This is a genomic window from Pseudomonas sp. LBUM1644, assembly GCF_059716195.1.
On record NZ_CP166812.1, the window covers coordinates 4,157,609 to 4,169,443 of the forward strand.

An 11,835-nucleotide genomic window follows, 5' to 3' on the forward strand; every position below is an offset into this window, starting at 1 on the left:
ACAGTTCACGCTCCCCGTAGGAGCTGCCGAAGGCTGCGATCTTTTGATCTTGATTTTGATCTTCGCAATCGCACTGACGTCAAAGATCAAGATCAAGATCACGATCAAAAGATCGCAGCCTTCGGCAGCTCCTACAGGGGATCGCGCGTATCTATAAAAACAATAAAAGCTCAGAGACTGACTACCATGGCTGCACCTGCCCTGCCGCTCTCCCACGACGCCATCATCCAGGACTCCTGGACGCGTTGCCGCGCATTCGGCCTCGATCATCAGAGCGCCCCAGCGTTCGATCAGCTACCCGCCGAAGGCATCGCGCAGTTGCTGGAGAGCCAACACTCGCTGGTGCAGACCACGCATCAGGAAGTCCTGCCGTATTACGAGAACATCCTCAGCAACTCCAATTGCCTGATCATGCTCGCCGACAACCAGGGCCAGGTACTGACCTCGTGGGGCACCCAGCGCTTCATCGAGCCGAGCCTGACCCGAGGCTTCAGCGCTGGCGCCAGCTGGATGGAACGTTGCAGCGGCACCAACGCGATCGGCACCGCGCTGGCCTGCGAGCAGGCAGTGCACATCGAGCACGATGAACATTTCCTCAAGGCCAACCGCTTCATGACCGGTTCCGCCGCGCCAATTTTCGATGCCGAACGCAAGGTGATCGCGGTGCTGGACGTGTCCAGCGACAGCTACTTGCCGCCGTCGCATACCCTCGGCATGGTCAAGATGATGAGCCAGACCGTGGAAAACCGGCTGATCCTCAACCTGTTCCACGGCCAGCATTTTCAACTGACGTTCAACACAGGGCTGAATAACCTCGACAGCCAATGGGCCGGGTTGTTGATTTTCGATGAGAGCGGCCAGGTACTGTCGGCCAATCGCCGGGCCGACAACCTGTTGGGCATCAGCCTGTCGCGGGTCAGTGTCGAGAGCCTGTTCAAGGTGTCCTTGCTGGAACTGCTGAATCAGCCTGACGGCCTGCCATTCTCCCTGCAGGCCTCCGGACGCAACCGCTTTCAATGCCTGTTGAAGCGGCCGAAGCAGGCGCCGATTCAGGCGCGGCTGTTCTCTGAAACCAAGAGTGCTGAACCGAAGAACGCCGCGCCCACCGCCATCAGCCTGAATACCCTGCACTTCGGCGACAGCCGCGTGGAAAAAGCCGTGCGACAGGCCGAGCGCTTGTTGGAAAAAGACATTCCGCTGTTGATCCACGGTGAAACCGGGGTCGGCAAGGAAGTGTTCGTCAAAGCCTTGCATCAGGCCAGTTCCCGGAGCAAACAAGCGTTCATTGCCGTCAACTGCGCGGCGATCCCCGCCGAACTGGTGGAGTCCGAGCTGTTTGGCTATGAGAAAGGTGCGTTTACCGGTGCCAACCAGAAAGGCAGCATCGGGCTTATCCGCAAGGCGGACAAAGGCACGCTGTTCCTCGATGAAATTGGCGACATGCCGTTGCCGACGCAAGCTCGACTATTGCGGGTGCTGCAGGAGCGATGCGTGCAACCCGTCGGTAGCAGTGAACTGTTCCCGGTGGACATTCGAATTATTTCGGCGACTAACCGCTCGTTGCGCGAACAGGTGCAATTGGGACGGTTCCGGGAAGACCTCTATTACCGGATCGGCGGTCTGACATTGGAGTTGCCGCCACTACGGGAGCGCAGCGACAAGCAGGCGTTGTTCAAACGGTTGTGGGAACAGCATCGCGAGCCGTCGCAGTGGGCGGGATTGAGCCGGGAGGTGATGGAATTGTTCAGCCGTCATCCGTGGCCAGGGAATTTGAGGCAGGTCAGCAGCGTGATGCAGGTGGCACTGGCCATGGCCGAAGAACAACCGGTGCGGCCGGAGCATTTGCCGGATGATTTTTTTGTCGATCTGGAGATGGAGCCGACGGGTTCGCCGGAGGCATTGGCGGTGGATTTGAATGATGTCGAGGATTTGAATCGGCAGTTGCAGGCGGCTGGGGGGAATATTTCGCACTTGGCGCGGCGGTTGGGTGTTAGCCGCAATACCCTCTACAAGCGGTTGCGTCAGTCGGATGGGTAAAAGGCAAGATCAAAAGATCGCAGCCTTCGGCAGCTCCTACAGGTATAACTCATCCAACTGTAGGAGCTGCCGAAGGCTGCGATCTTTTGATCTTCAAAAAAAACCCGCACAAGGCGGGTTTTGTGTAGCGAACGCAGCAATCAGTCAGCCAGACGCCAGGTCGTGCCGCCCTTGCCGTCTTCCAGCACCACGCCCATGGCGGTGAGCTGGTCGCGGATGCGGTCGGACTCGGCCCAGTCTTTACCGGCACGCGCCGCCAGACGCGCAGCGATCAGCGCATCGACTTCAGCCGCATCAACCCGCCCTTCGGCGCCGGCCTGCAAGAAGCCATCGGCTTCAAGCTGCAACACACCCAACACGCTCGCCAGCTCTTTCAAACGCGCCGCCAGACCCGCCGCCGCGTCGAGATCACTCTCACGCAAACGGTTGATCTCGCGAACCATCTCAAACAGCACCGCGCAGGCTTCCGGCGTGCCGAAGTCGTCGTTCATCACTTGGGTGAAGCGCTCGACAAACGCTTCGCCGCCAGCAGGCGCCACGTTCGGCAGGCCTTTCAACGCATGGTAGAAACGCTCGAGCGCGCCTTTGGCGTCCTTGAGGTTGTCTTCCGAGTAGTTGATGGCGCTGCGGTAGTGGCTTGACACCAGCAGGTAGCGCACGACTTCCGGGTGGTACTTTTCCAGCACGTCGCGAATGGTGAAGAAGTTGTTCAAGGACTTGGACATCTTCTCGCCATTGATGCGAATCATGCCGCAATGCATCCATGCGTTGGCGTAGGTCTTGCCGGTCGCCGCTTCGCTCTGGGCGATTTCGTTTTCATGGTGCGGGAACTCGAGGTCGCTGCCGCCGCCATGAATGTCGAAGGTCTCACCGAGGCAGCAGGTGGACATCACCGAGCACTCGATGTGCCAGCCCGGACGCCCGGCACCCCAGGGTGACTCCCAGCTCGGCTCGCCCGGCTTGGCGCCTTTCCACAGCACGAAGTCCAGCGGGTCCTGTTTCGACTCGTCGACTTCGATCCGCGCGCCGATGCGCAGGTCTTCGATCTTCTTGCGCGAGAGCTTGCCGTAACCCATGAACTTGGCGACGCGGTAGTACACGTCGCCATTGCCCGGAGCGTAGGCGTAACCCTTGTCGATCAGGGTCTGGATCATCGCGTGCATGCCGGGAATATGACCCGTGGCGCGCGGCTCCATGTCGGGTTTCTTGATGTTCAGGCGCGCTTCATCTTCGTGCATCGCCGCGATCATGCGCTCGGTCAAGGCTTCGAACGATTCGCCGTTCTCGTTGGCCCGATTGATGATCTTGTCGTCAATGTCGGTGATGTTGCGCACGTAAGTCAGGTCGTAACCGCTGAACCGCAACCAGCGAGTCACCAGGTCGAACGCGACCATGCTGCGGCCATGGCCCAGGTGGCAGTAGTCGTACACGGTCATCCCGCAGACATACATGCGCACATTATTGCCATCCAGCGGCTTGAAGACTTCTTTGCTCTTGGTGAGCGTGTTGTAGATAAAAAGCACGTCAGATTCCTTGAATCACTGGCCCCACGAATCACGCAAGGTCACGGTACGGTTGAACACCGGATGACCGGGTTTCGAGTCCTTGATATCCGCGACGAAGTAACCTTCGCGCTCGAACTGGAAACGGTCTTCCGGCTGTGCGTTGCCCAGCGAAGGCTCGGCACGACAACCGGTGAGGACTTGCAGCGAATCAGGGTTGATGTTGTCCAGGAAACCGGCGCTGTCTTCAGCCTTTTCCGGGTTCGGCGAACGGAACAGACGATCGTACAGACGCACTTCGCATTCGACGCTGGCCGCAGCCGGCACCCAGTGCACTACGCCTTTGACCTTGCGGCCTTCAGGGTTCTTGCCCAGGGTCTCCGGGTCATACGAGCAACGCAGTTCGACGATGTTGCCATCGGCGTCCTTGATCGCGTCGTCGGCACGGATCACGTAGCTGCCGCGAAGGCGCACTTCGCCGTTCGGCTCCAGGCGCTTGTAGCCTTTTGGCGGCTCTTCCATGAAGTCATCGTGGTCGATGTAGATTTCACGGGCGAACGGCAGCTTGCGCACACCCAGTTCTTCTTTCTGCGGATGACGCGGCAGTTCGAGGTTCTCGACCTGGTCTTCCGGGTAGTTGGTGATCACCACCTTCAACGGACGCAGCACGCACATGGCGCGCGGAGCGTTCTGGTCCAGATCCTGACGGATGCTGAATTCGAGCATGCCGAAGTCGACGACGCCGTCAGAACGGTTGGTGCCGACCATGTCGCAGAAATTGCGGATCGACGCAGGCGTGTAGCCACGGCGGCGGAAGCCCGACAACGTGGACATGCGCGGGTCATCCCAGCCATTGACGTGTTTCTCGTCCACCAGCTGCTTGAGCTTGCGCTTGCTGGTGATGGTGTAGTTCAGGTTCAGGCGGCTGAACTCGTACTGACGCGGTTGCGCCGGCACTGGCAATTGTTCGAGGAACCACTCGTACAGCGGACGGTGGCTTTCGAATTCCAGGGTGCAGATCGAGTGGGTGATGCCTTCGATGGCGTCCGACTGACCGTGGGTGAAGTCGTAGTTCGGGTAGATGCACCACTTGTCGCCGGTCTGGTGGTGATGCGCGTGGCGGATGCGATACATGATCGGGTCGCGCAGGTTCATGTTCGGCGAAGCCATGTCGATCTTGGCCCGCAGCACGCGTGCGCCGTCCGGGAATTCGCCAGCGCGCATGCGGGCGAACCAGTCCAGGTTTTCCTCGACGCTGCGGTCGCGGAACGGGCTGTTCTTGCCCGGCTCGGTCAGGCTGCCACGGTATTCCTTGGCCTGTTCCGGGCTCAGGTCGTCGACGTAGGCCTTGCCGGCCTTGATCAGCTCCACCGCCCAGTCGAACAACTGGTCGAAATACTTGGAGGCATAGCGCACTTCACCGGACCATTCGAAGCCCAGCCACTTGATGTCGCTTTCGATCGCGTCGATGTATTCCTGGTCTTCCTTGGCCGGGTTGGTGTCGTCGAAACGCAGGTGCGTGACGCCGCCAAACTCCTGGGCCAGGCCGAAGTTCACGCAGATCGACTTGGCGTGGCCGATGTGCAGGTAACCGTTGGGCTCAGGCGGAAAACGAGTGACGATCTGCGTGTGCTTGCCCGAGTCCAGGTCTGCCTGGATGATCGGCCGCAGGAAGTTGACCGGCACGGCAGGGCCGGTCTTGGCATTCGAGGTAGGGTCGACAGTGGGCTTGCTCATAGGATCCTTGAACGTACAAGTGCGTGGCCGCAATAAAGGCCGGACAAAACAAAGGCGCTATCATAGCCGATGCCGTCAAGCCGCTGACAGGAGCAGGCCCGAAAACGGCTGCATTTAATCGGATGCAAATGAAAAACAGCCTCGAAATTCGCGCCTGTCGCGCTAAACTGCGCATCTCGGCCGAATTTGGCCGAACCGGTTGAGGGCTTGAACGCCCTGAAACCCACGAATTCCCAGAAAACGCATTTTCAAAAAGAGTCTCCGATCATGACCCAAGTCAAACTGACCACCAACCATGGCGACATCGTCCTGGAACTGAACGCTGAAAAGGCACCGCTGACCGTTGCCAACTTCATCGAATACGTTAAAGCCGGTCACTACGAAAACACTGTTTTCCACCGCGTCATCGGTAACTTCATGATCCAGGGCGGCGGTTTCGAGCCAGGCATGAAAGAAAAGAAAGACAAGCGCCCAAGCATCCAGAACGAAGCCGACAACGGCCTGCCAAACGTGAAGTACAGCGTGGCCATGGCGCGCACCATGGAGCCGCATTCGGCGTCCGCCCAGTTCTTCATCAACGTGGCTGACAACAGCTTCCTGAACCACAGCGCCAAGACCACTCACGGCTGGGGCTACGCGGTATTCGCCAAAGTCGTTGAAGGCACCGACGTGGTCGACAAGATCAAAGGTGTTTCCACCACCATGAAATCCGGCCACCAGGACGTTCCAGCAGACGACGTGATCATCGAGAAAGCCGAGATCATTGAGTGATACTGCTGATTTCAGACTTGCATCTGGAAGAGGAGCGCCCGGACATTACCCGGGCGTTTCTGGATTTACTCGCCGGACGTGCCCGCTCGGCGAGTGCGTTGTATATTCTGGGCGATTTTTTCGAGGCGTGGATTGGCGACGATGCCATGACACCCTTCCAGCGCTCCATCTGCCAGGCCCTGCGCGACCTCAGCGACAGCGGCACGGCAATTTTTCTGATGCACGGCAACCGCGACTTCATGCTCGGCAAGGCTTTCTGCAAACAGGCCGGCTGCACCTTGTTGAAGGACCCGAGTGTCGTGCAGTTCAACGGCGAGCCGGTGCTATTGATGCACGGCGACAGCCTCTGCACCCGCGACGAGGCTTATATGAAGCTGCGTCGTTACCTGCGTAACCCGATTACCCTGTTTATCCTGCGGCACTTGCCGTTGCACACCCGCCATAAACTGGCGCGCAAGCTGCGCAGCGAAAGCCGTGCGCAAACGCGCATGAAGGCCAACGACATTGTCGATGTCACGCCCGAAGAAGTGCCGCGGATCATGCAGGCCCATGGCGTGAAAACCTTGATTCATGGGCATACCCATCGCCCGGCCATCCACAAGTTGCAGATTGGCGAGCAGGCGGCCAAGCGCATTGTGCTGGGGGATTGGGATCGTCAGGGCTGGGCGTTGCAGGTGGATGAGCAAGGGTTTGCGTTGGCGCCGTTTGATTTTGTGACGTCCTAAAGATCAAAAGATCGCAGCCTGCGGCAGCTCCTACAGGTGTACACATAACCCTGTAGGAGCTGCCGCAGGCTGCGATCCTTTAACAGGCACCGCTAAATCAATGGCCGGAGGCAGCAGGCCCCGCCTTCGCCGCAAACGGCGGTTTCGCCAGCCACACGATCAATATCAACCCCATGAACCCCCAGCCCAGCAACGTGAAGTAATCCACGGTGGAGAGCATGTAGGCCTGACTGGTCAGCACATGATCCAGTTGGGCATACGCGGGACTGCCTGCCCCGCCCAGATTCTGCAAGGCGTCCCGGGTTGCCGGGTCATACGTGGTGATGCTTTCACTCAAGTACGCATGATGCTGATCCGCCCGACGAATCCAGATCCAGGTCGTCAGCGATGCCGCGAAGCTGCCGCCCAAGGTCCGCAGGAACGTCGCCAGGCCAGCGCCGTCGGCGATCTGGTTTGGTGGCAAATCCGACATCAAAATGCTCAAGGTCGGCATGAAGAACAGCGCCACGCCAATGCCCATGAACAGTTGCACCAGCGCGATATGCTGGAAGTCCACTTCGTTGGTAAACCCGGCGCGCATGAAGCAGCTCAGGCCAATCGCCATGAACGCGCCACCCGCCAGCAAGCGCAGGTCGAATTTGTGCGCGTACTTGCCGACAAACGGCGACAGAATCACCGGCAGGATGCCGATCGGTGCCACGGCCAGGCCGGCCCAGGTTGCGGTGTAGCCCATCTGGGTTTGCAGCCATTGCGGCAGGATCAGGTTAATGCCGAAGAACCCGGCGTAACCCAGCACCAGCACCAGGGTGCCGATGCGGAAGTTGCGATAAGCGAACAGCCGCAGGTTGACCACCGGGTGCTTGTCGGTCATTTCCCAGATCACGAACACCGCCAGCGCAATCACCGAAATCGCCGCGCCAATCAGGATGAAACTGGATTCGAACCAATCCAGATCGTTGCCCTTGTCGAGAATCACCTGCAACGCACCGACCCCAATGATCAGCGTGATCAAACCGACGTAATCCATTGGCTGGCGGCTGGTTTCCACCGGACGCGCCTTGAGTTGCGAACGCACCACCATCACCGCAAACACGCCAATCGGCACGTTGATGAAGAAGATCCACGGCCAGCTGTAACTGTCGGTAATCCAGCCACCGAGGATCGGCCCGGCAATCGGCGCCACCACCGTGACCATCGCCAGCAACGCCAGGGCCATGCCGCGCCTCGCCGGTGGATAGACCGCAATCAGCAGCGTCTGGGTCATCGGGTACAACGGACCGGCCACCAGGCCTTGCAATACCCGGAAGCCGATCAATTCCGGCATCGACGTCGAGATACCGCACAGAAACGATGCCAGTACGAACAGAATGGTCGCCCACAGAAACAGCTTTACCTCGCCAAAGCGCCGACTGAGCCAACCGGTCAGCGGCAGCGCGATGGCGTTACTCACGGCGAACGAAGTGATCACCCAGGTGCCCTGCTCCGAACTCACGCCGAGGTTGCCGGAAATCGTCGGCAGCGCCACGTTGGCGATGGTGGTGTCGAGCACTTGCATGAACGTCGCCAGCGACAGGCCAATCGTGCTGAGCACCAGGCTGGGCGGGGTGAAAGACGCGTTATTGCTCATCGCGAATCCTTTGAAACCTGATGGGTGCTGCGCCTGTTACAGACGCAGCTGACCTTGTGGGAGCGAGCCTTTGTGGTGAGGGGATTTATCCCCGTTCGGCTGCGAAGCAGACGTCAGCTCATTAATGCGATTGGACTTTGAAGTGCTGGGGCCACTTCGCGCCCCAACGGGGATAAATCCCCTCGCCACAGAGGCTCCCGCAGGGTCGGTTTTTTGGCGAATCAGCGTTGAACGGTTTTACTGACCGCGGCGCTGTTGTCGTGGATCAACTGGGTGATCATCGCGTCGGCCTCGGCCAACTGACGGTCGTAGACGTTGGTGCTGAACGAAGCCTTTTGCGGCGGCTGTTGCGCCAGCACCGGGCCACTCTGGTCACGCAGGCTCACATCGACTTGAGTCGACAGCCCCACGCGCAACGGGTGCTTGGCCAGTTCTTCGGCGTTGATGTGAATCCGTACCGGCACTCGCTGCACGATCTTGATCCAGTTACCGGTGGCGTTCTGCGCCGGCAACAGGGCAAAAGCGCTGCCGGTGCCGGCGCCAAGGCTGTCGATGGTGCCGCTGAATTTCACGTCGCTGCCATAGAGGTCGGCCTGAATCTCCACCGGCTGACCTATGCGCATGTCACGCAGTTGGGTTTCCTTGAAGTTGGCGTCGATCCACAGCTGATCCAGCGGAATCACCGCCATCAGCGCCGTGCCCGGCTGGACGCGCTGGCCCAGTTGCACGGAGCGTTTGGCCACATAACCGGTGACCGGCGCGATCAAGGTGCTGCGCGAGTTATTCAGGTACGCCTGGCGTAATTGCGCGGCCGCCGACATCACGTCCGGGTGCGAGGACACTACGGTGTCATCGACCAGCGCACTGGTGGTTTTCAGTTGCTGTTTGGCATTGGCCAGGGCGTTTTGCGCCGAGGTCAGGTCGTCGCGAGCGTGGGACAATTCTTCCTGGGAAATCGCCCCGCCAGCGGCCAGGTTTTTCCGGCGATTGAAGTTGTCCTGCGCTTTCTGCACTTCAGCCTGCTGGGCATTGACCTGGGCTTTCATGCCATCAACGTTGCTGTACAAGCCGCGAACCTGGCGCACGGTGCGTGCCAGATTGGCCTGGGCACTTTGCAGACCGACTTCGGCGTCGTTCGGGTCAAAGTTGATCAGCACCTGGCCTTCGTGGACCAGGTCGCCGTCATCGGCGCCGATGCTGACCACGGTGCCGGTGACCAGCGGCGTGATTTCCACCACGTTACCGTTCACATAGGCATCGTCGGTGCTTTCGTTCCAGCGCCCGTAGAATTCGTGATAACCCCAGATGCCGACACCGGCGAGGATCACCACAATGGCCAGCACGACCAGCATGACTTTGCGTTTGCGTGGATTGCTGGTGTCTGGCGTGTTGTCAGTTTGAGTGTTTTCGGCAGTGGCCATGACAGATACCTTGAATTAGTTGTTCAGCTTGGCGGCTGGAGTGGCCGAGGCAATGGTTTCACTCTGGAAACCGCCACCCAGGGCCTGCATCAGTTGGATCGACAGGTCGATCTGCTCGGCATTCAGGTTGGCCAGCTGGCGCTGGGCCTGCAGCAATTGCTGCTCGATGCTGAGCACGTCCAGGTAGTTACCGATGCCGGAACCGTACCGCTGGACCACGGTGTTGTAAGAATCCTGGGCAATATCGGTGGCGTGTTGTTGAGCGCCGATCTGCCGGCCGATATCGCGCAACTGGTTGATGGTGTCGCTGACATCACCCAGGGCTTTCACCAGACTTTTGTTGTACTGCGCCACCGCGAGGTCGTAATCGGCATCGCGGGAATCGAGGTCGGCCCGCAAGCGGCCGCCGTCGAAAATCGGCACCGAGATCGTTGGCGCGATGTTGAAGAAACGACTGGCCGAACCAAACATTGCGTCCCCCAACAAGGATTCGGCACCCGCCGCGGCGCTAAGGTTCAAGTTGGGATAGAACTGGGTTTTGCCGGCGGCGATGTTCTTGCTCGCGGCCTCAACCCGCCAACGTGCGGCGACAAGGTCCGGGCGGCGACCGAGCAACTCGGCGGGCAATACCGACGGCAATGCGACGGCGCTGGCTTGAAGAATCTTCGGCCGGGCAATTTCATTGCCGCGATCAGGACCTTTGCCGAGCAAGACCGCCAAGGCGATTTTCGCGCTGTTCAGGCGTTTTTCGGCGTCGATCAGGCTGGCTTCGGAGGTCGCTTCCAGGCTTTCGGTCTGCTGGAACTGGTACTGGCTGTCGATCCCGGCGCTCAAGCGACGCTGGCTCAGGTCGAGCATCTGCTTGGTGCGCTTGAGGTCTTCATTGGCCAGGTCATAGACGATGTGCGCCTGACCGAGATCGCTGTAGGCCCGGGCCACGTCGGCAGACAAGGTCAACTGCGCGGCCTGCTGATCGATTTCAGCCGCACGGGCCTGGCCCAACGCCGCTTCCCAGGCGTCACGCTGACCGCCCCAGAGGTCGAAGTTGTAATTGAAGCTGGCGCCGATATTGCGCACGGTGGCGTAAGCATCGCCCTGCCCTTGCGGGTCCTGATCGCGAGCCAGACGCGAACGGCTGACGCCGGCGCTGGCATCGAGGGTCGGCATCCGCGCAGCATCGGCTGCATACGCGGCGGCGCTGGCCTGGTGCGCGCGGGCGTCGGCAATTTGCATGTCAGGGCTGTCGTGCAAGGCTTCACGGATCAGCCCGTCGAGCTGCGGGTCGCCAAGGCTTTTCCACCAGTCGCTTTTCGGCCAGGCCGCGGGCGACAGGGTCACGCCGCTGAGGGATTGCCCGGCCTTGAGGTTTTTCGCGTCGAGGCTGACGCCTTCGGTGGTCAGGCCGCTGTAGCTGGCGCAACCGGCCAGGGTCATGGCCGCCAGCACCAGGCTGAGGCCGGTACGCAGGGTTTTGCTGCTCATTTGTCACCTACCCGCAGCAGCGTGATCGAGTCACCGGCTGCCACCAAAATTTTCTTCAGGATCTGTTCCAGGGTTTCCAACTCTTGCGGAGTGATCGCGCCGGCCAATTCATTCATGGCGTCGGCGCCGATGTGCGGCAGGAGGTCGGCGAGCTTCTGGCCTTCTTCCGTCAGCACCAGTTGCACCTGGCGGCGGTCAGCCTCGGAACGTTGGCGAGCGAGGAAACCCTTCTGTTCCAGACGATCGAGCATGCGGGTCATCGAGCCGCTGTCCAGCGACAGGTGCCGGCACAGCTCGGCCGGGGTATCGACGCCGTACTGGGCCATGATGATCAGCACTTTGAACTGCGCGGCGGTGATGCCGTGGGGTTCCATGTGCGTGTCGATGATCCGGTCCTTGAGCAACGCAGCGCGCCCGAGCAGGAGCCCGAGATGGCAATTTTTGAATCCGTCCGGGGTGAAATGTTTCATCTGACCACCAATTAGCTGCCTAGGCAGAGAATGTATGACGAGATGTTACTGCCTAGGCAGCGA

The 11,835-nt window shown here is 59.9% G+C and carries 9 protein-coding genes; 3 read left to right on the top strand and 6 right to left on the bottom strand.

Annotation, left to right across the window (positions count from 1 at the left end):
- Positions 1–186 precede the first annotated feature (186 nt).
- Positions 187–2,037: a sigma-54-dependent Fis family transcriptional regulator gene (locus tag ACA052_RS18905; RefSeq protein WP_497646247.1), complete on the top strand. Its 1,851-nt coding sequence runs from the start codon at positions 187–189 to the stop codon at positions 2,035–2,037.
- A gap of 140 nt (positions 2,038–2,177) precedes the next feature.
- Here ACA052_RS18905 and cysS read toward each other — a convergent pair whose 3' ends face one another.
- Together cysS and ACA052_RS18915 are read right to left on the bottom strand one after the other, a co-directional pair.
- Complete coding sequence (gene cysS / locus ACA052_RS18910) at positions 2,178–3,560, bottom strand: cysteine--tRNA ligase (protein WP_497646248.1); 1,383 nt, start codon at positions 3,558–3,560, stop codon at positions 2,178–2,180.
- Positions 3,561–3,575: 15 nt separating this feature from the next.
- Entirely contained in the window at positions 3,576–5,276 is a 1,701-nt protein-coding gene (locus ACA052_RS18915) for a glutamine--tRNA ligase/YqeY domain fusion protein (RefSeq protein WP_497646249.1), read from the bottom strand.
- A gap of 267 nt (positions 5,277–5,543) precedes the next feature.
- On the opposite strand from ACA052_RS18915, the gene ACA052_RS18920 reads away from it, so the two are divergent.
- Together ACA052_RS18920 and lpxH are read left to right on the top strand one after the other, a co-directional pair.
- Positions 5,544–6,047, top strand: a complete 504-nt coding sequence (locus ACA052_RS18920) for a peptidylprolyl isomerase (protein ID WP_497646250.1) — start codon at positions 5,544–5,546, stop codon at positions 6,045–6,047.
- Positions 6,044–6,772, top strand: coding sequence for a UDP-2,3-diacylglucosamine diphosphatase (gene lpxH / locus ACA052_RS18925; protein ID WP_497646251.1), 729 nt, complete (start codon positions 6,044–6,046; stop codon positions 6,770–6,772). Before ACA052_RS18920 ends, lpxH begins: the two co-directional genes overlap by 4 nt.
- Positions 6,773–6,869: 97 nt before the next feature.
- Here lpxH and ACA052_RS18930 read toward each other — a convergent pair whose 3' ends face one another.
- From ACA052_RS18930 to ACA052_RS18945, 4 genes are all read right to left on the bottom strand, one after another.
- A complete protein-coding gene (locus tag ACA052_RS18930) occupies positions 6,870–8,399 on the bottom strand; it encodes a DHA2 family efflux MFS transporter permease subunit (protein ID WP_497646252.1) in 1,530 nt (509 codons plus the stop codon).
- 221 nt (positions 8,400–8,620) lie between these two features.
- Positions 8,621–9,820, bottom strand: coding sequence for an HlyD family secretion protein (locus ACA052_RS18935; protein ID WP_497646253.1), 1,200 nt, complete (start codon positions 9,818–9,820; stop codon positions 8,621–8,623).
- 15 nt (positions 9,821–9,835) lie between these two features.
- Positions 9,836–11,302 carry an efflux transporter outer membrane subunit gene (locus ACA052_RS18940; RefSeq protein WP_497646254.1) on the bottom strand — a complete coding sequence of 489 codons (1,467 nt, stop codon included), beginning with the start codon at positions 11,300–11,302 and terminating at the stop codon, positions 9,836–9,838.
- Positions 11,299–11,772: a MarR family winged helix-turn-helix transcriptional regulator gene (locus tag ACA052_RS18945; protein ID WP_497646255.1), complete on the bottom strand. Its 474-nt coding sequence runs from the start codon at positions 11,770–11,772 to the stop codon at positions 11,299–11,301. Before ACA052_RS18945 ends, ACA052_RS18940 begins: the two co-directional genes overlap by 4 nt.
- Positions 11,773–11,835 lie beyond the last annotated feature (63 nt).

Coding starts and splice junctions, on each gene's coding strand:
- ACA052_RS18905 (WP_497646247.1), top strand. CDS start 187: ATGGCTGCACCTGCCCTGCCGCTCTCCCACGACGCCATCATCCAGGAC.
- ACA052_RS18915 (WP_497646249.1), bottom strand. CDS start 5,276: ATGAGCAAGCCCACTGTCGACCCTACCTCGAATGCCAAGACCGGCCCT.
- ACA052_RS18920 (WP_497646250.1), top strand. CDS start 5,544: ATGACCCAAGTCAAACTGACCACCAACCATGGCGACATCGTCCTGGAA.
- ACA052_RS18930 (WP_497646252.1), bottom strand. CDS start 8,399: ATGAGCAATAACGCGTCTTTCACCCCGCCCAGCCTGGTGCTCAGCACG.
- ACA052_RS18935 (WP_497646253.1), bottom strand. CDS start 9,820: ATGGCCACTGCCGAAAACACTCAAACTGACAACACGCCAGACACCAGC.
- ACA052_RS18940 (WP_497646254.1), bottom strand. CDS start 11,302: ATGAGCAGCAAAACCCTGCGTACCGGCCTCAGCCTGGTGCTGGCGGCC.
- ACA052_RS18945 (WP_497646255.1), bottom strand. CDS start 11,772: ATGAAACATTTCACCCCGGACGGATTCAAAAATTGCCATCTCGGGCTC.